28 protein-coding genes, 1 other RNA gene and 1 pseudogene are annotated in these 22,073 nt (G+C 31.9%); 13 read left to right on the forward strand and 17 right to left on the reverse strand.

Going from position 1 to position 22,073, the window contains the following annotated elements; genetic code table 11:
* Positions 1 to 4: 4 nt before the first annotated feature.
* Entirely contained in the window at positions 5 to 220 is a 216-nt protein-coding gene (locus Q0857_RS10720; protein ID WP_298534925.1) for a DUF6500 family protein, read from the forward strand.
* Complete coding sequence (locus Q0857_RS10725; protein ID WP_298534927.1) at positions 220 to 444, forward strand: VF530 family protein; 225 nt, start codon at positions 220 to 222, stop codon at positions 442 to 444. Before Q0857_RS10720 ends, Q0857_RS10725 begins: the two co-directional genes overlap by 1 nt.
* Here the strand turns inward: Q0857_RS10725 and Q0857_RS10730 are convergent.
* The 9 genes and pseudogenes from Q0857_RS10730 to Q0857_RS10765 form a co-directional block, all read right to left on the reverse strand.
* On the reverse strand, positions 441 to 893 hold the full coding sequence (locus Q0857_RS10730; RefSeq protein WP_298534929.1) for a tRNA (cytidine(34)-2'-O)-methyltransferase: 453 nt from the start codon (positions 891 to 893) through the stop codon (positions 441 to 443). The two genes, Q0857_RS10725 and Q0857_RS10730, sit on opposite strands and share 4 nt — an antisense overlap.
* A 1-nt stretch (position 894) precedes the next feature.
* Entirely contained in the window at positions 895 to 1,314 is a 420-nt protein-coding gene (locus tag Q0857_RS10735; RefSeq protein ID WP_298534931.1) for a DUF805 domain-containing protein, read from the reverse strand.
* 4 nt (positions 1,315 to 1,318) lie between these two features.
* Positions 1,319 to 2,083, reverse strand: a complete 765-nt coding sequence (trpA, locus tag Q0857_RS10740) for a tryptophan synthase subunit alpha (RefSeq protein WP_298534933.1) — start codon at positions 2,081 to 2,083, stop codon at positions 1,319 to 1,321.
* A gap of 105 nt (positions 2,084 to 2,188) precedes the next feature.
* On the reverse strand, positions 2,189 to 3,370 hold the full coding sequence (gene trpB / locus Q0857_RS16940; RefSeq protein ID WP_367278092.1) for a tryptophan synthase subunit beta: 1,182 nt from the start codon (positions 3,368 to 3,370) through the stop codon (positions 2,189 to 2,191).
* 33 nt (positions 3,371 to 3,403) lie between these two features.
* Positions 3,404 to 4,018: pseudogene (locus Q0857_RS16945) on the reverse strand (phosphoribosylanthranilate isomerase); the annotation flags it as partial.
* Complete coding sequence (gene trpC / locus Q0857_RS10750; RefSeq protein WP_298534937.1) at positions 4,015 to 4,800, reverse strand: indole-3-glycerol phosphate synthase TrpC; 786 nt, start codon at positions 4,798 to 4,800, stop codon at positions 4,015 to 4,017. The gene trpC and the pseudogene Q0857_RS16945, both read right to left, overlap by 4 nt.
* Positions 4,800 to 5,792: an anthranilate phosphoribosyltransferase gene (gene trpD / locus Q0857_RS10755; protein ID WP_298534940.1), complete on the reverse strand. Its 993-nt coding sequence runs from the start codon at positions 5,790 to 5,792 to the stop codon at positions 4,800 to 4,802. Before trpD ends, trpC begins: the two co-directional genes overlap by 1 nt.
* A gap of 12 nt (positions 5,793 to 5,804) precedes the next feature.
* Positions 5,805 to 6,371, reverse strand: a complete 567-nt coding sequence (locus Q0857_RS10760; RefSeq protein WP_298534942.1) for an aminodeoxychorismate/anthranilate synthase component II — start codon at positions 6,369 to 6,371, stop codon at positions 5,805 to 5,807.
* Position 6,372: 1 nt separating this feature from the next.
* Positions 6,373 to 7,779 (reverse strand): anthranilate synthase component I family protein, encoded by a 1,407-nt coding sequence (locus tag Q0857_RS10765; RefSeq protein ID WP_298534944.1) that lies wholly within the window; start codon positions 7,777 to 7,779, stop codon positions 6,373 to 6,375.
* A gap of 293 nt (positions 7,780 to 8,072) precedes the next feature.
* Between Q0857_RS10765 and Q0857_RS10770 the strand changes: the two genes are divergently transcribed.
* The 8 genes from Q0857_RS10770 (at position 8,073) to Q0857_RS10805 (ending at position 13,134) form a co-directional block, all read left to right on the forward strand.
* Positions 8,073 to 8,618: a TlpA family protein disulfide reductase gene (locus Q0857_RS10770; protein ID WP_298534946.1), complete on the forward strand. Its 546-nt coding sequence runs from the start codon at positions 8,073 to 8,075 to the stop codon at positions 8,616 to 8,618.
* A gap of 5 nt (positions 8,619 to 8,623) precedes the next feature.
* Positions 8,624 to 9,241, forward strand: coding sequence for a thioredoxin family protein (locus tag Q0857_RS10775; RefSeq protein ID WP_298534948.1), 618 nt, complete (start codon positions 8,624 to 8,626; stop codon positions 9,239 to 9,241).
* 106 nt (positions 9,242 to 9,347) lie between these two features.
* On the forward strand, positions 9,348 to 9,665 hold the full coding sequence (locus Q0857_RS10780; RefSeq protein WP_298534950.1) for a rhodanese-like domain-containing protein: 318 nt from the start codon (positions 9,348 to 9,350) through the stop codon (positions 9,663 to 9,665).
* A gap of 6 nt (positions 9,666 to 9,671) precedes the next feature.
* Positions 9,672 to 10,073 (forward strand): rhodanese-like domain-containing protein, encoded by a 402-nt coding sequence (locus tag Q0857_RS10785; RefSeq protein WP_298534952.1) that lies wholly within the window; start codon positions 9,672 to 9,674, stop codon positions 10,071 to 10,073.
* A gap of 219 nt (positions 10,074 to 10,292) precedes the next feature.
* The gene (locus tag Q0857_RS10790; RefSeq protein ID WP_298534954.1) at positions 10,293 to 10,562 is read left to right on the forward strand and encodes a hypothetical protein; all 270 of its coding nucleotides are present in this window, start codon (positions 10,293 to 10,295) and stop codon (positions 10,560 to 10,562) included.
* 202 nt (positions 10,563 to 10,764) lie between these two features.
* A complete protein-coding gene (locus tag Q0857_RS10795) occupies positions 10,765 to 11,349 on the forward strand; it encodes a hypothetical protein (RefSeq protein WP_298534956.1) in 585 nt (194 codons plus the stop codon).
* 366 nt (positions 11,350 to 11,715) lie between these two features.
* The gene (locus Q0857_RS10800) at positions 11,716 to 12,156 is read left to right on the forward strand and encodes a hypothetical protein (RefSeq protein WP_298534958.1); all 441 of its coding nucleotides are present in this window, start codon (positions 11,716 to 11,718) and stop codon (positions 12,154 to 12,156) included.
* 423 nt (positions 12,157 to 12,579) lie between these two features.
* Positions 12,580 to 13,134, forward strand: coding sequence for a hypothetical protein (locus Q0857_RS10805; RefSeq protein ID WP_298534961.1), 555 nt, complete (start codon positions 12,580 to 12,582; stop codon positions 13,132 to 13,134).
* A gap of 194 nt (positions 13,135 to 13,328) precedes the next feature.
* On the opposite strand, the gene ssrA is transcribed toward Q0857_RS10805, so the two are convergent.
* Positions 13,329 to 13,723, reverse strand: a transfer-messenger RNA (tmRNA) gene (ssrA, locus tag Q0857_RS10810).
* Between the two features lie 265 nt (positions 13,724 to 13,988).
* Here ssrA and Q0857_RS10815 point away from each other — a divergent pair.
* Complete coding sequence (locus Q0857_RS10815) at positions 13,989 to 14,408, forward strand: DUF1801 domain-containing protein (RefSeq protein ID WP_298534964.1); 420 nt, start codon at positions 13,989 to 13,991, stop codon at positions 14,406 to 14,408.
* A gap of 12 nt (positions 14,409 to 14,420) precedes the next feature.
* Positions 14,421 to 15,629, forward strand: coding sequence for an NAD(P)-dependent oxidoreductase (locus tag Q0857_RS10820; protein ID WP_298534966.1), 1,209 nt, complete (start codon positions 14,421 to 14,423; stop codon positions 15,627 to 15,629).
* Here the strand turns inward: Q0857_RS10820 and Q0857_RS10825 are convergent.
* From Q0857_RS10825 to Q0857_RS10850, 6 genes are all read right to left on the reverse strand, one after another.
* Complete coding sequence (locus Q0857_RS10825; protein WP_298534968.1) at positions 15,608 to 16,273, reverse strand: DUF1361 domain-containing protein; 666 nt, start codon at positions 16,271 to 16,273, stop codon at positions 15,608 to 15,610. The genes Q0857_RS10820 and Q0857_RS10825 overlap by 22 nt on opposite strands.
* A complete protein-coding gene (locus tag Q0857_RS10830) occupies positions 16,261 to 16,638 on the reverse strand; it encodes a DUF2809 domain-containing protein (protein ID WP_298534970.1) in 378 nt (125 codons plus the stop codon). Before Q0857_RS10830 ends, Q0857_RS10825 begins: the two co-directional genes overlap by 13 nt.
* A gap of 419 nt (positions 16,639 to 17,057) precedes the next feature.
* A complete protein-coding gene (gene creD / locus Q0857_RS10835; protein WP_298534972.1) occupies positions 17,058 to 18,434 on the reverse strand; it encodes a cell envelope integrity protein CreD in 1,377 nt (458 codons plus the stop codon).
* A gap of 83 nt (positions 18,435 to 18,517) precedes the next feature.
* The gene (locus tag Q0857_RS10840; protein ID WP_298534974.1) at positions 18,518 to 18,811 is read right to left on the reverse strand and encodes a transcriptional regulator; all 294 of its coding nucleotides are present in this window, start codon (positions 18,809 to 18,811) and stop codon (positions 18,518 to 18,520) included.
* Positions 18,812 to 19,125: 314 nt separating this feature from the next.
* Positions 19,126 to 19,731 carry a hypothetical protein gene (locus Q0857_RS10845; protein WP_298534976.1) on the reverse strand — a complete coding sequence of 202 codons (606 nt, stop codon included), beginning with the start codon at positions 19,729 to 19,731 and terminating at the stop codon, positions 19,126 to 19,128.
* A 147-nt stretch (positions 19,732 to 19,878) separates the two neighbouring features.
* The gene (locus Q0857_RS10850; protein ID WP_298534978.1) at positions 19,879 to 20,721 is read right to left on the reverse strand and encodes a hypothetical protein; all 843 of its coding nucleotides are present in this window, start codon (positions 20,719 to 20,721) and stop codon (positions 19,879 to 19,881) included.
* A 75-nt stretch (positions 20,722 to 20,796) separates the two neighbouring features.
* Here Q0857_RS10850 and Q0857_RS10855 point away from each other — a divergent pair, with 75 nt between their 5' ends.
* Positions 20,797 to 21,225: a DUF1801 domain-containing protein gene (locus tag Q0857_RS10855; protein WP_298534980.1), complete on the forward strand. Its 429-nt coding sequence runs from the start codon at positions 20,797 to 20,799 to the stop codon at positions 21,223 to 21,225.
* On the opposite strand, the gene Q0857_RS10860 is transcribed toward Q0857_RS10855, so the two are convergent.
* Complete coding sequence (locus Q0857_RS10860) at positions 21,222 to 22,070, reverse strand: hypothetical protein (protein ID WP_298534981.1); 849 nt, start codon at positions 22,068 to 22,070, stop codon at positions 21,222 to 21,224. The genes Q0857_RS10855 and Q0857_RS10860 overlap by 4 nt on opposite strands.
* Between the last annotated feature and the right edge of the window lie 3 nt (positions 22,071 to 22,073).

Here is a 22,073-nt window from a genome sequence, read left to right on the forward strand (position 1 = left end):
TTTTATGAATCAAATTCTTAAAGACAAAATTATAGAGGTTTGCGATAAGAAAATAGCTGACAAAGGTGAAGGTGTGGGAGTTTCTTTTTATGCTTTTTTTAAAAATAAAAATGATAATCCAGACCTCTTAATGGAGGCTGCTGCTTGGTGGATTAAAACACATAAGTTAGATCATTTTGAAAAAGCTGTAAAAATTAAAAGTTTAGTTGAAAAGTTATAATGGAATCTCAGCCAAATAACCCATTACATGGTGTAAAACTTGAACAGATTATAAACGATTTAGTGGCCTATTATGGTTGGGAGTATATGGGCTATACTATTAAAGTTAGATGTTTTACGGATAACCCATCAGTAAAATCGAGTTTAAAGTTTTTACGACGAACGCCTTGGGCTAGGACTAAAGTTGAAAATATGTATTTAAACTACTTAAAACACAAAAATTAACGTAATTGTTTCAGCCCTTCATAAACTACAATGCTTACTGCGTTAGCTAAATTCAAACTTCTAGTATGTTCGCTATATAAAGGAATTTTGAAAAGTTGATTTTCATGTTCTTTGATTAAAGGCTTAGGTAATCCAACAGATTCTTTACCAAATATTAGGAATATATCATCTTTAAAAGGGATGTCCCAGTGGTTCTTATTGCCATGGCTGGAAAGGAAAGCCATAGTTTTATCGCCGTTTATTTTGAAAAATTCAGCGGTATTTTTATAATAGGTAACATTCAGGTGTTGCCAATAATCTAAACCTGCGCGTTTTAATCTTGAGTCGTTAATTTCGAAACCAAATGGTTTTACTAAATGTAAATGGGAGCCAGAGCCCAAAGCTAAACGTCCAATATTCCCTGTATTATTAGGGATTTCAGGTTCAATTAAAACAATGTTTAACGGCATTCTAATTTTCTATTTGAGGTTTACCTATTTCGTCGATTTCATCAAGAATTGGGCCTTTTGGATCTGGTCCATATTTGTTAGGTCCTTTATCGCCATTTGAAACTAATAAAACGAAAAGCCATATTCCTCCAATAAAGGGTATAAAGTATACCAGAAAGTAAGTTCCACTTTTTCCAATATCATGTAACCTTCTGGATATGGCTGCTAAAGTTGGGATTAATAATCCGATAAAAAAGATAAAAGGCATGATGCTTACGTAATCTTGTAACTTAATTAAGTTATTTGAAATAAAACTAATTATAAACACCACAACTAGTGTGATTGTAATATTAAATAAAAGAAACAACCAAAAATCTTTACGACGTGTTCTTCCTTTAAATGAAGCATACTTTTTAGTAAACATGTCCAGATACCAATTCATAACTTTAACCTAAAATAGTATCAACAAATTTATTAATACTACCAGTACCATTTTTAGTGACATACTTCACGAAAGCACTACCAATAATAGCGCCTTTAGCATATTGTGTGGCTTGCGTAAAGGTTTCATTGTTACTAATACCAAAACCAATTACCTGTTGGTTTTTTAAATTCATTTGAGCAATACGCTCAAAATACTGGGTTTGCTCACTGCCAAAACCAGATTGCGCTCCAGTTGTACTGGCACTACTTACCATATAAATAAATCCGTTTGAGATAGAATCGATATATCTAATACGTTCATCACTGGTTTGTGGGGTAATTAAGAACACATTTATTAATCCGTATTTTTCAAAAATAGCTTGATATTCGTTATGATACACATCAACAGGTAAATCAGGAATAATTAGTCCGTCAATTCCTAATTCTTGACACTTTTTGCAAAATGCTTCTACACCATATTGAAACATCGGGTTGAAATACCCCATAATAATTAGTGGAATACTTACTGTTTTTCTAATATCTTTTAATTGTTTAAAAAGAACTTCGGTTGTCATGCCGTTTTTTAATGCTGAGGTAGAACTGTCTTGAATAGTTGGTCCATCTGCTAAAGGATCACTAAAAGGTAGTCCAATTTCAATCATGTCCACACCATTTTTCTCTAAACTTTGAATAATGGTAACGGTATCATCAATATTTGGATATCCTGCTGTGAGGTATATAGACAGTAGCTTTTTATTCTCTTTTAACTTACTTTGAATACGATTCATCTTAATTTTATTTGGGCGTTACCCACAAGGGGGCGGGCTTTCACGAGTCGCTCTCTTTGAGGAGCTTCAACAATCGCTCAATCCCTAACGCATAAGTCTTTAAATTTAAATTTTAAAATAATCTATATAGTTCTCTAAATCTTTATCACCACGACCAGATAAACTAACAACCACAACATCATCAGGTTTAAAGGTTTTTTGTTCGAAAATGGCTAAAGCATGAGAGCTTTCAATTGCTGGAATAATACCCTCTAATTTACAAAGTTCTAAACCAGCGTTCATAGCTTCACTATCTGTAATAGACATGAATTCTGCACGACCTGTTTTGCATAAATGTGCATGCATTGGGCCAACTCCGGGGTAATCTAAACCTGCCGAAATAGAATATGGCTCAGTGATTTGACCATCTTTAGTTTGCATCAATAGTGTTTTACAACCGTGAATGATGCCTTCCTTTCCTAAAACGGAAGTTGCCGCACTTTCACCAGAATCTACGCCTAAACCTGCAGCTTCAACAGCTATAATGCCAACGTCTGGTTCATGTAAATAATGATAATAAGTTCCTGCAGCATTACTACCTCCACCAATACAGGCGACAACATAATCTGGATTTTCTCGTCCTTCTTGTTCTTTTAACTGCCATTTAATTTCTTCTGAAACTACAGATTGAAATTTTGTTACCATATCTGGATAGGGATGAGGACCAATAGCAGATCCAATAATATAGTGTGTATTTACAGGGTTGTTAATCCAGTCGCGAATAGCCTCGTTTGTAGCATCTTTTAGCGTCCGACTTCCTGATAGTGCAGGAATCACTTTAGCACCCAGCATTTTCATTCTAGCTACGTTTGGTGCTTGACGAGCAATATCAATTTCGCCCATATAAACAATACACTCCAGACCCATTAAGGCACAAACTGTAGCCGTTGCTACACCATGTTGTCCAGCTCCAGTTTCAGCAATAATTCGTTTTTTTCCTAAACGTTTTGCCATTAAAATCTGTCCAATAGTGTTGTTGATTTTATGGGCACCAGTGTGATTTAAATCTTCGCGCTTCAGGTAAATTTTTGCATTATATTTTTCCGAAAGGCGTTTGGCAAAATAGAGTGGAGAAGGGCGACCAACGTAATCTTTTAAAAGCTGATTGAATTCTTTTTGAAAATCAGGTTCAGCCATTACTTTTAAGTAGTTCTGGCGTAACTCTTCTACATTAGGATATAACATTTCTGGAATAAATGCGCCACCAAATTCGCCATAATATCCTTTTTCATCTACATTATAATTCATAGTTTTTTTATCATTAAGTTTATTAATGAATTCTCTTAAAATTGAAATATTTTTAAGTCCAGGCTCTTTTTCAAACTTGCTATTTACATCTAAGGCATAGCAATATTTATAAGCTTCACTTTCTTTAAATTTTTTGATATCGTCTACTTGGTCTAACCCAATGCCACCACTTAAAAAGAAAGGTTTTGTTGATGGGTAGTTGTTTAAAAGACTCCAATCAAACCTATAACCATTTCCTCCAGGTAATTTTCCTTTGGTATCAAATAAGTAGTAATCGCATGTATTTTCATAAGGGTCTAGAGCAGCGAAATTGAATTCATCCTTAATAGAGAACACTTTAATTATTTCAATGGGTTCTGGATCAGAAAATAATTCGGTTGAACGTAATATACTGCAGTAATAAGGCGATTCTTCACCATGTAATTGAATAGCTTGTAAATTGAATTCATTTACTTTTTCAATTACAGTACTTATTTCTTCATTTACAAAAACACCTACTTTTTTAATGGTATTTGAAATTTCAGGAATTTTGGTGTCAAAATGTCTTGGTGTGTCTTCATAGAATATAAACCCAAGATAATCTGGCTGCAGTGAAGCAACATGCTCTATATTATCTTGGTATTTCATACCACAAATTTTCAGTTTCATAGTTCTAAATTTTTGATAAACTGAGTTGCACTTTCTCCGGGATTATCTGTTTTCATAAAATTTTCTCCAATTAAAAAACCTTGATAACCATATGGTTGTAATTCTTTAATAGCTTCAATATGACTAATACCGCTTTCTGATACTTTTACAAAGTCATCAGGAATTAGCTTACTTAAACTTTTACTGGTGTCTAAACTAACATCAAAAGTTTTTAAGTTTCTGTTATTAACACCAAGCATATCTAGACTTGGCATGACAGATTTGTGTAGTTCTTTTTCGTTATGTACTTCTAATAAAACATCTAATTTCAAGCTTTTTGCAAATTCTGAGAATTGTTTTATTTCATCCCTCGAAAGAATTGCTGCAATTAATAGAATAACATCTGCACCGTAGGCTTTAGCTTCTAATAATTGGTATTCATCAATTATAAACTCTTTTCTCAATAGCGGTAAATTAAAACTTGCTCTAGCAGTTAATAAATCGTCTAAAGAACCACCAAAGTATTTGCCATCCGTTAAAACAGACATACCGCAAACACCTGCATTTTCATATCCACTCGCCACATCTTGAACGTTTAATCCATTATTTATTACAGGTTTTGAAGGAGACCTTCGTTTGTGTTCAGCTATAATTCCAGATTTACTATTGCTTAATTTATTAGCTAGTGAAATGGTTTCTCGTTCAAACAAAACAGATTGCTCTAATTGAGAAACAGGTATTAAATCTTTTCTTAGCGCAACTTCTTTACGCTTATCTAGTGTTATTTTATCTAAAATGTTCATTACTTACTTAGCTCAATCAATTTATCTAAACTTGTTTTTGCTTTTCCAGAAAACAAAGATTCCTTTGCTATTTCAAAGCCTTCATGGTGTGAAATTTGTTTTGAAGTGGCTATTGCTAATCCAGCATTTGCACAAACGACATTGTTTTGTGCTTCGGTTCCTTTTCCATTTATAATGTCTACAAATATATTTGCTGCATCTTCAATTGTGTTTCCTCCAAAAATGGCTTCTTGTTGTATTTGTTTTACTCCTAAATCTTCAGGTGAAAATAATTTTTCAGTATGATTGGAAATAATTTTAGCTTTTCCAGTTAATGAAAGTTCATCATAACCATCAAGAGCATAAACAATATTGTAGTTATGTCCAGAATTTTGATGTAAAAAACTATATAGGCGTAACAGTTCTAAACTAAAAACACCTAGAACATGATTTTTAGGAAAAGATGGATTTACCAAAGGGCCTAACATGTTGAAAAACGTTTTAACACCTAATTCTCTTCTTATGGGAGCAACATTTTTCATTGCAGGATGAAACAGTGGTGCGTGCAATATGCATATTCCAGCTTGATCTAAGCAACGTTTTAAAAAGTCTTCATCATTCGAAAATTTCACACCTAAATTTTCCATAACATTAGATGAGCCAGATGTAGATGATACACCATAGTTGCCATGTTTGGAAACGTTAACTCCAGCTCCAGCTGTTATAAAAGCTGATAGTGTTGAGATATTGAATGTGTTTTTTCCATCTCCACCAGTACCTACAATGTCTATAGCGTTAAAGTCTTTTAAGTCAACAGAAACACAAAGTTCTAACAGCGCATTTCTGAAACCTTGTAATTCTTCTATAGTAATACTACGCATCATATAAACCGAAAGGAAACATGCAATTTGACTTGGGTTATACATATCGTTTGATATGTTCACAATAACCTGTTTAGCCTCCTCAGTTGAGATGGTTTCGTGATTTATTAGTCTGTTGAGTATATCTTTCATTTTACTTTTTAACTAGTTGTTAACCCAATTTTCTAATATCTTTTTACCTTCTGGTGTTAAAACAGATTCTGGGTGATATTGCACGCCTCTAACATCATAAAATTTGTGTCTTAACGACATTACTTGTCCGTTTTCATCAAAAGAAGTGGCTTCTAAAACTTCTGGTAATTCTGGATTTACAACCCACGAGTGGTAACGTCCCACTTCAATGTTTTTATCTAAATTATTAAAGATGTATTCGTCGTCAACGCTAATTGTAACGTTAGTAGCAACACCATGATAAACGTCATCTAAATTAATTAGAGAACCTCCAAAAACTTCGCCAATGGCTTGCTGCCCTAGACAAACACCTAGAATACTTTTTGTAGGTGCATACTTTTCAATGATTGGTTTTAAAAGACCCGCTTCATCTGGAATTCCTGGACCTGGAGATAATACAATCTTATCAAAAGGTGTAACATCTTCTAAAGCTAATTTGTCGTTTCTTACTACGGTTACATCACAGTTTAAATCTTCTAAATAATGAACAAGATTGTATGTGAAACTGTCGTAATTATCTATAACTAATATTTTCTTCATCTTAAATATCTTCTGCTAATTTAATAGCTTTAGTTAATGCTCCTAATTTATTATAAACCTCTTGTAATTCGCTTTCTTGGTTGGATTTTGAAACCAATCCAGCGCCTGCTTGCCAGTTTAATTTATAGTCTTTACTTAAAAAGGTTCTTATCATAATGGCGTGATTAAAGTTACCATCAAAATCCATGAAACCAATGGCCCCACCATAAAATGCTCTACTGGTTTTTTCGTATTGCTCAATCAATTGCATAGCTCTGTGTTTTGGCGCACCGCTTAAAGTCCCAGCAGGAAATGTGTCAGCCACTACTTGCATGGTTGAGGTTGTATCATGTTTTTGCCCTGTTACTTTGCTTACAAGATGAATAACATGAGAGAAAAACTGAACCTCTCGATAGGTTACTACTTTTACTTGACTTCCATGGCGACTTAAATCGTTTCTGGCTAAGTCAACTAGCATAACATGTTCTGCATTTTCTTTATCGTCGCTTTTTAATTTTTCGGCTAAAACTTCGTCTTTTTGCTCATCTCCAGTTCTTTTAAACGTTCCTGCGATGGGGTGAATTTCTGCTAACCCATCATCAACAATAAGTTGTGCTTCTGGCGAGCTTCCAAATATTTTAAAATCGCCATAATCAAAATAGAATAGGTAAGGCGAAGGGTTTATGCTTCTTAAGGCTCTGTAAATATTAAAATCATCGCCCGTAAATTCTTGAGAAAAACGTCGCGATAAAACCAATTGAAAAACATCTCCACGTTGGCAATGTTTTCTTGCTACTTCAACATGTTCTCTAAACTCATCATCTGTTAAATTAGATTTTATGTCTCCTTTTGAATTAAAGTTATAGGATGCGAAATTTTGAACATTTATCAATTTATCAATGGCATCGATATTATTTTCTACACCTTCATAGCAATGTGCAAAAATATAAGCTTCATTTTTAAAATGATTAATAGCTATGATGTTTTGATAAACGGCATAGTATATATCAGGAATTACTACTGAATCATCTTTTTTACTAATTTGAATATCTTCGAAATATCTTACGGCGTCATAGGCGGTATAACCGAATATTCCGTTGTTAATGAATTTGAAATTTTCTTCAGATTTAGTGTCAAATCGTTTTGTGAAATTATAAATCTCATCAACTACATTAACATCATCTGTAATGTTTAACTCTGTAGAACTTCCATCGGGAAAAGTTTGTGAAATAACTTCGTTCTCAACTTTTATGGTAGCAATTGGGTTAAAACAGATGTATGAAAAGTTTTTGTGACTTCTATGATAATCACCACTTTCTAACAAAATACTATTAGGGTATTTATCACGAATTTTATAATAAACCGTAACTGGTGTGATAGTATCTGTTAAGATTCTTTTGTGATGTGTGTAAAGACTAAATTTTTTCATTTTATATTTTTTGTTTCATTCTGAAATCAATTCAGAACAAAGAAAAAGGCTTGTCGTGAATGACAAGCCTTTTGAATATTTTAAGTTTTAAATATACTAGGATTTTACTTCACGAAGATTAATTTCGAAAGCACCACCACCAAGTATTATTTAAATTTTTGTTCATTTTATTTTTAATAACGATGTCAAATATAGAAATGAAAAAAGTATTAAGCAAAACTTCTAAGTAGTTTTTATTTAAATGTTTGTTAAACTATAAGATTTTCAAAGAAGTATTAATTAGTTTTATGCTTATGAAGTTAAATGTGTTATTTATTGCCATTCTGTTAATGGTAAGTTGTGGAAAAAGTAAAAAAGAAGTTCCTCTGTCTCGGAATGAATCAGATAAAGTTATCAAAGACGTGGATTCTAGAGAAGATATTGAACTAGAAGTTTATGATTATGCAGGTTTTGAGAAGTTTTTAAATATAAAGGATAATAAAGTTCATGTTATAAATTTTTGGGCAACTTGGTGTGCTCCTTGCGTTAAGGAATTACCTTCTTTTGAAAAGTTACATGGACAGTTTAGCGATGATAATGTTGAGGTTTTACTGGTTAGTTTAGATTTTCCACATGTATATGATAAAAAATTAAAACCTTTTATTCGCGATAAAAAAATATCATCTAAAGTAATTGCTTTGGATGACCCTGATATGAATGCTTGGATTCCAAAAATTGATAAAAAGTGGTCTGGTTCTATTCCGGCAACTATCATTTATAATCGTAACAAAAGTAAATTTTACGAACGCTCGTTCACTTATGAAGAGTTAGAAAAAGAAGTTAAACATTTTTTAAACTAAAAACCATGAAAAAATCAGTTCAGTTAATGTCATTATTAGTTTTAGTTGTATTAATAAGTGCTTTTACCGTTAATTTAAAATCTGGAGGTGGCTATAAAATTGGCGATGTAGCTGAAGATTTTAAGCTTAAAAATATTGATGGTAAGATGGTTTCGTTATCCGATTATAAAGATGCCAAGGGTTTTATAGTAACCTTTACATGTAATACGTGCCCTTATGCTGTTATGTACGAGGACAGGATTATAGAATTAAATAGAAAATATGCTTCAAAGGGTTACCCTGTAGTTGCAATTATGCCTAATAATGTAATGGTTAAGCCTGGAGATGCCTTACCCGAAATGAAGAAGAGAGCAGATGAAAAAGGTTTTAACTTTCCATATTTAATTGACGCAGACCAAAGTGTTTATCCAAAATATGGAGCAACAAAAACTCCGCATATTTTCGTTTTAGAGAAAACGAGCAAAGGCAATGTCGTAGAATATATTGGAGCGATAGATAATAACTACAAGGATGCTTCAGCTGTAACAACAAAATATGTTGAAGATGCCGTTGATGCCTTATTAAAAGGAGAAGAAGTATTAGAAAAAGAAACAAAGGCTATTGGCTGCTCTATTAAAGTTTAATAAGTATTAAAGATGAAGAAAAACCGAAGTGTAATACTTTGGTTTTTTTTTCGTCTATAATTTTAGATGTCTTAATTTTGCGACGTCGTAATTATATTATAAAAACATGGAAGATTTAACACAAGAAGAATGGGCAGAACAATTAGCAGGTGATGATAATGCCGTAGTGATTGATGTACGAACGGATGCCGAAGTTGCTGATGGAATTATTCCGAATGCCATTCATATTGATATTTATAAAGGTCAAGAGTTCTTGAGTGAAATAGAGGATTTAGATAAAGATAAGAATTACTATGTGTATTGTAGGTCAGGAAATAGAAGCGGTAAAGCTTGTCAGGTCATGGAGCAACTTGGTTTTGAAAATGCTTATAATCTTGAGGGAGGAATGTTAGAATGGACTGGAGATGTTGTGGACTTTGAATAGTTTCTAATGAAGGATTATAGATTCTTTTTTTGCCTTACATTTATAATATTCTTTTTTAACTGTAACTATAAGTTACAAAATGAAGGTTTAACGCATGTAAGTCCAAAAGAATTTAAGTCTTTGATTGATAACAAACAAGTTCAACTTATAGATGTTAGAAAACCTGCAGAATATGCTCAAGGTCATATTCGTAATGCTGCTAATATTGATTATTTTTCTGAGGACTTTATAGATTCCATTGGTAATTTAAATATTAAAAAACCTGTTTTTATTTATTGTCGCTCAGGAAAACGCAGTGAAAAAAGTATTAAGTTTTTTAAAGAAGTCGGTTTTGTTGAAATTTATAACTTACAAGGGGGACTTCTTAATTGGGAATCTAATAATTTTATACTTCATAATAACAACTAGTTTTTCAACTGTTCACTTTATAATTTCTTCATTAGTTTATTCATATTTAAGGTTTTTTTATAGCGCTCTAATCTTTTAACCATTTTTTAAGCCATTCACCTTTTTTATTTCATTTTCAAGAGATTTTTATTATATCTTTATTAAAAATATGTCATTTTTTTACATATTTCATAAATTAATAGCAGTCTTTTTGGGACTTTAATTACAATTTAATAGCACATGGATAACGGTTATATCATATTAGGTATCATTGCCTTATTATTTGCATGCATGTATGGTTTTTCATATATGTCTGTTGCCAGAGAAAAAATGGCAATGAAGAGAGAGAAGAATAAGCAACTTGAAAAAGATGCTTTAAGACGCGAAAAAAGACTTAAACATCAGGCAATAATTGATGAAAAAGTTAGAAAGTTTAATGAAAGAAAGCAAGAAATTCAGCACGAATTACAGTTGTTAGAGCAAATGAAAGAAAAGCAAAAAGTGAGTTAAACTTTAGTAAGTCTTTAAAATAGAGAATACCGAAGCCTGTATAATTAAATTTTATACAGGTTTTTTGTTTTATAAATAGTGTGATTCTTATTTTACTGAGAATATGTTAAATACCCGCTATTATTTATTGTTATTTCAGTTAAGTACTTAAATTTTCTGAAAACTAGGGTTTTGACTAAATATTTTTTATTTTTTTATTTTCATGGAGTCTATTTTCACAGGAGATTATATTCCAACTCAATTTTCTGTTGATGGTAGCCTCTATAAAAATTTAAAGAAAAGCTTAAATGAATTGTCTCAACCAATTACTGATTTTAAAGAAGAAGAGAAGTGTTTTGTATTAGATTATTTAGGTAGAGATAATTATAGAGTTAAATATAAAGAATGGGTGGGAATTGTTGCCGTAGATGATCTAGAGGTCAATGAGGAAATGATGGACTTGTACTATGCATATCAGGAAAAGCAAAGAGCAAGGGCTATTACAGTTAAGGAAAATAGACAAAAAAAGGTTAATGAAATAGCAAAAAAAGAGGAGGAAAGACTAGCAGCAATTAGAGAAAAATTCGTCAAAGACTCAATTGCAAAAGTTGTTGCACAACAAAAGTTAATCAATGAACAATTTTTAAAAGATTCCGTAGCAAAGGCCGTTGCAAAACAAAAGCTTATGATGGATCAATTTGTAAGTGATTCACTGGCAAAAGTAGTTGCAAGACAGAAGAGAATAAGAGAAGACTTTGTTAAAGATTCCATAGCTCAGGTTAATTTGGAAAAAAATCTTGTAAGATAGTTTTTCGTAAAGGATTCGATAGCTAAAGCATTTGCAAAACAAAAGGCTATTAGAGATCAATTTATAAGAGATTCGATTAGAAAAGTAGTTTCACAGCAGAAGTTGATTAGGGATAAGATTATTAAAGACTCTCTATCCAAAAGAGAGGAGATTCAGAAGAAAAATAGAGAAGAATTTCTTAAGGATTCCATTGCAAATAGACTTAAGGTAAAACAATTATCTAGGGAGCGATTCATTAAAGATTCTATTGCTCGCTAATTATCAGAACAGGTTAAGATAAGAGAGCTTTATATTAGAGACTCGATAGTTAAAAGTGTTTCAGGAGAAACTAATGGGGATTATTTAAAAAAAGAGCAGACAGAATTAATGACAACAGATTTGTTGTATAGAAACACCTGCCACTATAGTATTAATGAGTTTGATCGTTTTTATAATGTTAAAACAGTAAGAACTGAAGCATATAAGCTTACAAACGATCTATCTATTGAGTTGTTCAGGAGAGATCGTAAAACAAGTGTTTTTATAAATGCGAAAGTAGATCTTGGTTGTGTTAGTTATTTTTCTAACAATCGTTCATCTACAAAAATTACTTTAGAAAATAATCAAGTAGTATCTTTTTACCACTCCTGGGATATGGAATGCGGGGAGTTTTTGTTTAAAGCAAATCTATCTCAGTCAAAGATGGATGCTTTAAAAAAGTCTCCAATTAAGTCAATAAAACTTAGAGGTACTAAAGGTTCTAAAGAAATTACAGAAATAAAGTATAAGGAGTTTTTCATGGACAAGCTAAAATGTATAGAACAGTAATATCGGCCAAGTAATTCTTGGTTAGTATTTATGCTAAAACAAAGTTCAGCGCCTAAGTATTAAGCATTTTCATACTGTTATTTGATATTACAAAATAGATATAATAATTTATTTATAGGCGATTAACTATTATCAAAGTAAAGGTATCCATGAAAGATTATTTTTGAACTTCTAAGTAAAGCTTATTATTAATTTTTAAATGAATTACTGTTTTTAAAAATTAGTTTAAGGGTATTCTAGGTCACATTTTCTATCAAGACTTCTTAACTATTAAACGTGACTACTACGTCAATAAATAAGTTCATCTTTAGAAGTTTTTTTTATTTAAATTGAATTGCCGGAACTTTGTTAAACTAAAATATATTGGAGAATTAACTAAATTAGTAATTAATTGAAATGTTAATCTCAAACAAAAAAAAGCATATGGAGTATTTTAATAGTGATTTGTCAGCCGCAGTTATTGGTGCAATAGCGGCGTTGGTTGCTAATTTTTTTATTTTAATCCTACTAGATAAAAGAAAGAAAGGAAATGAATTGAAGTTATTAAATAGTGAAATTGAAGACATTCAGAGACACTGTAAGGCTAATATTAAGGTGCTTGACATTATTTCTTTTGATAATGGTAAATTGCCGTCAAGTATGCACTTTAAAAAGTTAAAAGTATATGAATCCTCTATTTTATTCTCTCCTGAAATGTATAGATCAATAAAAGTAAAAATTGCAAAAGACCTTTACCGATTTAAAACAGAAATTAGAAATGTAAATATTGAAATTGATACGTTGCTAGACTATTTAAATAATAATCACAAAATAGAAATTGCTGTTGTTGAGGAGTATATTGAATATATTAAGGGAAAGTGCGTTTATATTGGGAAATGCGCTAGTTCTCTTAATACAAGAAAATTTAAATATTCTAAAAATTCAAAACCTGCAAATTATACTCCTAGAATTATTTATGAAGAAAGTAAGTTTCTTTAAATTCAGACTAATTGAGGATTGGCATAAATAATTACATGGAAAACTTATTGTTTCACCTTTACCCAGATAAAAATCCGCAAATAATTGTTTTTACTTGCTCAATCCAATATCGGATACTGAGTATTAAAATCACTCAAACTTATATTGATCCCTAAATAATAAAACCCAAGTATATATACTATATACTTGGGTTTCTGTGGAGTCGGAGAGAATCGAACTCTCGTCCAAACAAGTAACCAAAGGGCTTTCTACACGTTTATTCTTTTCTTGGGTTTTCGATTGCAAGCTGGTTAAAGACAACCCACTTACAACTTAGCTTCTTTAGTTTCGTAAAAGCATCAAAGCACTGCTCAAACTATATTGACATTTACGATGCCTCAAAATGGAACGCCGTCAATCAAGGCTTTCCGGAGACATAAAGCTTGTACACCTTGTGTACCTAGGCTAATTCTACTATAATTCGAATTATGCAGCTAAAGCGTAGTTATTCTCGCCGTTTAAAATTTGGTCTAGCCTTTTACGTGTTTCAATGCCATTACACGACGTGCTTACCGTTCAATTAATCTCGCTGTCAAAACCAGTCGACCCCATTATTATTGAAATAGTATTTTTTATTTTCGCGTTACCCTATCGGGTCAGGCTTTCCTCTATATCTTTCTTGTGCTGAACTTGTTTCAGTATCTCATCAAATACAGTAATCCATTCAAGAGTATCTATTGTTTTGAAACTTAATACTAAGCACAAAAAGAATGTCGTTTCAATCCTTAACGCGGGCAGCAAAGGTATCAAAAAGTTTGTAATTCATTTTAATTCCTACTACTTTAGAGCAAAAATTATTCCAATTCTTTCAGTATATGCAGCTTGTTAGTAGTCCAAGGGTTAAAGAAGTATTTATTGCATATCCCATACATATAAAGTCAAAAATGCTTTACCTCAGGGAATTGGTGCTTGAAGTAGCTGAAGAAGAGAGCCGTATTGAAAGTCTAGAAGAAACATTAAAATGGGGAGAACCTAGTTACCTTACTAAACACGGCAGTACCATTAGGATGGATTGGAAAGCTAAAAGCCCAAATCAATACGCCCTTTATTTTCAATGTTCTTCTAGCTTAGTCTCTACTTTTAAGACTATTTACAGAAATGAATTTACGTTTGAAGGGAATAGAGCAATTGTGTTAAAAATAGATGATGAGTTACCAGAATTAGAATTAAAACATTGCATTTTACTTGCATTAACCTATCATAAAAGAAAACATTTACCTCTTTTGGGGGCTTAAAAGATATAGCTTATGAAATTTGCCATTATAAAAGAACGCAAAAATCCGCCAGATCGCCGCGTGGTATTTTCACCATCAAAACTGGAAGAAGCAAAAAATAGATTCCCAGAGGCGGTGTTTAAAGTGGAAGCTTCAGATATTCGCGTATTTCCAGATGATGCATATGAAAAATCAGGTTTTGAAGTTTCAGAAGATGTATCAGATTGTGATGTTCTGATTGGGGTAAAGGAAGTTCCTATAAAGGCACTTATTCCAAACAAAAAATATTTTTTCTTTTCACATACCATTAAAAAACAGCCCTATAATAGAAGTCTATTAAAAGCTGTTCTAGAAAAGAATATTGAGCTTTATGACCACGAAACTATTGTCAATGAAAAAGGATTTCGGCTTATAGGTTTCGGTCGCTATGCAGGCATTGTTGGTGCTTACAATGGTTTTAGAGCCTGGGGATTGAAATATAAGTCATGGCAATTACCAAAAGCAGGACCATTGCCAAACCAACAAGCGCTAATAAGAGAGTTAAATCAAATAGAAGTGCCTAACATCAAAATTTTACTTACAGGAAGTGGAAAAGTATCAAATGGAGCTCAAGAGATGTTGGATGCTATGCATATTAAAAGTGTTTCTGTAGACGCATATTTAAATGAGCGTTTTAATGAACCTGTTTATTGTAAAATTGATGTTTTAGATTATAATAAGCGTAAAGAGGGAAAAGAAGTTAACGATGTTTTTGATTTTTTTAATCATCCAGAAGCTTACGAATCTAATTTTATGCGATTTGCTAGGGTAACCGATTATTATGTCGCTGGACATTTTTACGGAGATGGCGCGCCTTATTTATATACTAGGGCGGATGTAAAATCGCCTGATTTCAATATTAAAGTAGTTGCAGATATTAGTTGTGATGTTGACGGTCCTGTGGCCACCACCTTAAGGGCATCTACTATTGCAGATCCTATTTATGGTTACAACCCAGAAACAGAAAAAGAAGTAGATTATAAAAATGAAAAAGCCATAACCGTTATGGCTGTCGATAATTTGCCATGTGAATTACCGCAAGATGCTAGCGAAGGTTTTGGAGAACAGTTTCTTGAACATGTTATCCCAGCGTTTTTTAATAACGATAAAGATGGCGTTTTACAACGTGCTAAAATGACCGAAAACGGATTGCTTACCGAGCGTTTCAGTTATTTGCAGAATTATGTTGATGGTTTGGCATAGAGGTGATTAAAAACCCAAAAGCTAAGAGATAAAAAAGTACCAAAGAGTATTGTAAATAACCAAGCTTCTTGATGAGCAATTGGTTTTATGGCTATGTCCAAAATATCTACAATTAGATATTTTGGATGATTTATAATTTCCCAAGAGTTATAGCGTAGAAACCTACCCAAATACACGCCAAAGCCAGTTAGAAAAAATATTGTTGTTATCACGTAGTTTACTTTCTTTTTACTTAGAAAAGTTCGTAAAACACTTTTTATGTCTATAATTGATAAATAAAAAAGTAATAATCCATTTAGGGCAAAAGACAAAACAACAAGAATATCGAGCCACAATAAATGAGTTGGACTTATTTTTAAATGCAATAAATCTGTAATGATATATGGTGCATTAGGTAAAAAAAGCAGCCAAACCCCAAAACAAAGTACTAACCACAATGTATTAAGCTTGGAGAGACTTACTAAATATGTGCTTATGGCAAAGGGAATGACTGCTAAAAATAAATTCCAGACTAGAAACAAATAGAAGAAGTTGTGTGTTAACTTCATTCTAATCAATAATAAAATGATACTAAATAGTATGGAAACACTAACTAAAGTGAATATTTTGAATCGGGACAAAAAGAGCTGTTTTATGAAATCCATAGTTTGTGAATTTTAAATTCGAGGGCAATTGTGGTAATAATACCTAGTGTGTAGGCTACTAAATCTGAAAATTCAAATGTGCTGCCTAAAACGAGTTTTGCTAAATGATTGTTCTGTAAATTGAAGAATTCTAGATAATTGGTGAGCTGTAAAAACTCTATGGTAAAGGCAATTGCTAAAACTGATTTGGCAATTGTAAAATGATGACCTTTAATGAAACTTTTGAAGAAACAATACAGTAGAATGACACATAGAAAATCTCCAAATGTGTGTCTTATGAAACCAGTTTTTAGAAATATAGCTACGAGTGCTTCTATAATAAAGAAAAGCAAAGCAATTATGAAGTATGTGCTGCTAAATCTCATTTTATAAAAAATTGATTAATAAATAGAAGTATATAATGGCGATTGGAATATTTGCTAATACTATACCTATTGTTTTTAGTATTTCCAACTTATCTGTATTTCCTAGTAAGCCAAATAATAAGACCAGGAGGGATATAGTATTAATTATTACTGCTGACATTATGAATATAATGCCTGTGTGAATTAGATTACCTGAATTGAAACGGTATAGTTGTAAAATGAATAGGATAGTACCTATTGCAAAGCTTAAAATAGCTATGGTTTTACTTGTTATTATAAAATGTTTCATATAGTTACGATTTGCGTTAGGGATTGTAGTGGATAGCCCGCAGCCCGACGAAGGAGGTGCGAGGACTTGGAACGGAAAGCGCGACCCCGATTTTTCATCGAGGTAACGCATAAATAATTAACTAATAAAATTACCCGTTGTTCCAATCTATTTTTCGAGATATAAACATGACGATAGCTAGGATTAAGAATAGCCCAATGCTACCTACTAAAAGCGCATAATTTTCTAATTGAATAATGACGTAAATGAACGTATATAATGCGGTTAATGATAATCCTATAAATATGGGAAATTTGATGATTTTAAGGATGGATTTTGAGTATAGTGTAATGAGGCTTATTACTGAAACACCTGAGATTAAGTAGGCTTTTAGGAAATTACTGTGTTCTGATATGGATACTAATAGCGTGTAAAACATGGTAAGTGCAAGCCCGATCATTAAATACTGAAACGGATGAATGTTTATTTTGCTTAAGGTTTGGATTAAGAAAAACACAAGAAATGTTAAGCCTATAACTAAGAAACCATATTTTGTGGAGCGTTCACTTTTTTGATATTCATCAACGGGAATCATAAAATTGACTCCAAAAGCAAATTCTTTTAAATCTGGAATGTTATTGAAATGTTCTTGTGAGAAAGGGCGATTGAGGTCTAAAATTTTCCATTTGGCATTAAAGCCTTCATCCGTGATTTTATCCTGATTGTAAGGAAGGAATTCGCCAAAGAAGTTGGCTGTTTTCCAGTCTGATTTTATTTGTGCTTCGGTATGTTTTCCGGTTGGGATAAAACGAATTTGCTTACTTCCCTTAATGTTGAAATCGATATTAAAAATTAATGGTTTTTTAAAATTAAGTTGTTCTGCTTTAATATGTTTTGATTCAAGAGTATGAAGCACTACCTCGTTATACTTATAGGTTTTTTTGCTGTTGTATTTTGAGGTAAGGGGATAAGCGGCATTATTGAGTTGTAAGTTGGCTTCGTTTACACCTTTCACGTTTGAAGACTGAATGATGATTTTTGCTTTGTTCCAAATAATATCTTTCTCATTAATTTCAATATCACTAAAACTTGGTTTTAGAAATGCTCCAGAAATGTTCATATTACTGTTATAAACAGCTGTTGTGTAAATGCCCCTTTTTTTTGTTTCAGGATTAATATTGGTACTTATGTTTAGATTTTCTGAAAAGAAATAGGCATTACGAATCTCTTCGATGGTTTCGGTATATACCTGGTTTGTTTTTTTATCTGTAACGGTTTTTTGTTTGTACGTTTTGTAAGGAACTTTTAAAATAGGGCCGTAGATAAGCACTTCGCTTCCCCATTGCTCATTTATTTCGTCAATAACTTCGGTTTGCCTATGTGATCGCTCTCGGATTAAATCTTGAATAAAGAATAAGGGAATAAGGAGTACAAAGGTTAAAAAGCCTACCATGAGCATTCTTGCTGTAATAGATGATTTAAACCAATTTCCGAATTTGTTTTGTTGAGGTTTTTGTGAGTCTTCCATAATATAATTTTAAAGTACTTTGAATTACAAAGTAAATTGATAAAAAAATTTGTTTCTATTTGTATTCCCGCAAAGGCAAGAGGTTATTGTTTATTTATTAATTTTTCAAGGGCTTCAATATGTTTTTTAAATTCTGCTTTTCCCAATGCAGTAGTAGAGTACCGGGTATTAGGTTTGCGCCCTATAAATTGCTTTTCTACTTTTATATATTCTGCTTTTTCAAGGGCTTTGGTATGGCTTGCCAAATTACCGTCTGTAGCTCCTAAAAGGTCTTTTAGCATATTAAAATCGGCATACTCATTTACCATTAGAATAGACATGATGCCTAATCTAATGCGGTGGTCGAATGCTTTATTTATGTTGGTTATGATGCTCATTTTTTGTCATTCCAGTGAAGGCGGGAATTTATTTTAATATGTATTTTTTTATTAAACCATTGGCAATGTATATAATCAAAGTAATATTCGAGATAATCCAAATGTAATAAGAAAAATATGCAATTTTCTCGATGGTTGTCATGCTTTTTAGGCTAAAGTATTCTCCTTTAGATTCATCATAAAATCCTTCGTAATTTAAAAGAACTAAACCAATGATAATCCATAGGGCTAAGTCTATTGCAATAAAAAGTATATAGAATAATATTTGTTTAAAAATTTTCATTTTTTGAATATTGCTAAAGGCTTAAGGAACTTTATTTATCATACTTAAAATGCATCCAAGTACCATAAAAAATATGCATAATTCCGAAACCTAAAACCCATAACCAAAATCCGTATCCTGGAAATGTCCCAGCAATTAAACCTAAAATTATTTGAATAAAACCTAAATACTTGATATCTCCAATGCTATATTTTGAGGCGTTTACTAGTGCTAATCCGTAAAATATGAGCATTAACCCCCCAGTATGTCCATACTTTCCTTGGCCAAGAATAATTAAAATATAAAGGCCGCCAGCAACTAAAGGAATTAAAAAATTAAAAACTAATCTTCTTGACGTGGCATCCCAAATTTTTGCACCTTGTTTTTTGGCTTTTTTTGTTGTTAGAATTATTCCGGTGACTACACTACAAAGGGCTACCATTAATAATATAAACACACAAATTCTAAATATTGTGCCGTCTAAAATTAAATAACCTCTTTCAGAAGTTGTAACTAGCCAGTAAGCAATTGCAGCTCCGATTATGGCATAGACTCCTGCTAAAATTCCCGATAAACCACTTAGTGAAATAAAACGGGATGATTTATTCATCATATTTTTTATGTCACTAATGTCTTTTAGATAATCTTTTGATTCCATATAAAAGTACTTTGAATTACAAAGTAAATAAAATAATTTCAATCTGTCATCATATTTTTGAATAAACTTGAATATGTGCTGTTTACTCTTTGTAAGGTCTTATGTTATATAAAACAAGTAATTATGCTAATTACAGGGATGATTAGGCTAAAACCTTCCTGATAAAAATAAATTGAACCCGCCAAAATTAAAGTCAATCTTACCATTAAAGTCCTCTCCTAACGGCACGTCTCTAACTAAGTAGTCATTTGTGGAATAGGCAAGACCAAGGCCAAATTTTTTAAAGAAAAAGTACTCGACAGACGCGTTAGATTCCACTACGTTTATGTCTATACCATTAACACTTAGGTAAAAGTATTCTAAGGAGTATCTTGCCAAGAGCTTAGGGGTTAAATAAGCACTACCATGCACACCAAAAAGTATCGCAGGTGCTGTTACCGATGTATTTTCATCTAAGAACCTACTGTTAACTCGCGCGTTAAAACCAGTATTTATAGACACTGCTCTAGCTCCTAATGAAAGGCCAGCATTCCAGTTTTTTTCATTAAAAAAAGAATATCTCCATGTTAATGCATAGTAATCTACATTAAATTTAAAACTTAAACCAGAGCCTGCTTCGAAAGTGGTCTCGCCAATAGTTATATCTCTTTCAAGAGTTGCACTTGCATTCCTGTTAATACTTGTATATGAAATTGCTAATTGAGATTTTGGTGAAACTCGAACAACACCTCCCAATTTAAAAACACTTTTGTCTTCTTCTAAACCTAAGTCTTCAAGGCCTATTTCTGTCCCTAAACCAAGTCTTCCATCAATTCTAAGTGACGTGTTGATGGATGGGAAATAATATCCAGCAGTTACATAAACTCTGGGATTAATGGAGTCTCCTTCTTTAGTTTCATAACTTTGAGCCAAACTTTTAGTAGAGAAAATCAAGGTTATTAAGAATAAAGAGCAAAAGAACAGTCCTCTTTTTTTTGTAATATCAGTCATTTTGGTTGTTGTTTGTCGATACATAAAGGTAAATAATTTTTGTCATATTTTTTAAAAAAACGACTAATAAATAAAATGAATTTACTCCTTTTAATTACTACTTTTAATGTTTTAATTCTAAGAGTAATGAAACCAGTAGACGAATATTTTTTTAATCAAAAGGAACCATATCAGTCCATCATGTTATATGTAAGGAGTGTTATTTTAAGGGTTCTACCAGAGGTGGAAGAACGATATAGTTATAGAATTCCTTTCTATAATTTTGGGAAGAAACCTATGATTTATTTAAATATATTAAAAGGGAAAGATTATGTTGATGTTGCCTTTGTGCAAGGGATTTTACTTGAAAAAGAATTTCCAGTTTTAAAAAATGATAATAAAAGGAAGCAAGTAAGGTCTATTCAGCTTAAATCGATAGAAGATTTAGATCATGAAAATTTCATAAAGTTACTGCATGCTGCGTCTAATCAACTAAGTAAAAGTAAAAGGGCTTGGTTTATTTAAATTCGAAAAACACCTCCAAAAGATATAACACGCTGCAAGTAAAAGAAATGCTGAGAAGCACTATCCACTGGGTTGTTCGTAGTTCTAATATCATTCATGTCAATAAAACCTCCTTTTAAATCTAACTGAACAAAGAAATGTTTGAAGAAGGTTAAATTAAGTCCTGCGTGCGCAGAAATACCATACCCTGCTAAATGAAACTGGTCGTATCTATCTTTCTGTAGAAGTTTTGAATTTGTTTTAGGGTATAAAATTCCACTAGCCAGTCCTTCGGTTAAATTAATCTGAAATTTATCTGTGTTTTGGATATTAAAAATTTTAGATATATCATCAAATCTTGAAAATTCAACATGAATATAATTTAAACCATCAGTATGTTCGAATTGTAAAAAGTCTTCTGAAACAAAAAATGTTTCTTTATTATAGGTTCCATTATAAATAGATCCTGGTTCGGTTTCTGGTAAGTTAATAAGACCATTAATCGTTCTTGTTCTGTTATTATTCATAACATATTTCATATGGTCTAACCCCAGTGAAACTCGGTAGTTATCAGAAATAAAATAACCTATTTTAAAATTTGTCTGTGGTACTGTAATTCTTGTGGGATTAATATAATCAATATGCCAACCTTTTGGTTTATCCGCTGCAGAAACGTCGCTTATCGTAAAATCATAATTTTCTCCTTTAAAGCTAATATCAGAATTAGAGAATGATTCTCTATTGCCTCCCCAACTAATAAAGAATTTACCTTTGTTAGATGATGTGTATTTTGGTAGTGTGTCTTGCGCAAAAATATTAAATGAGAGCAATAAAAAAACGATCCTAATAATAGGTTTTATTATCATGTA

The organism is uncultured Algibacter sp., assembly GCF_947495925.1.
Classification (GTDB): Bacteria; Bacteroidota; Bacteroidia; order Flavobacteriales; family Flavobacteriaceae; genus Algibacter_E.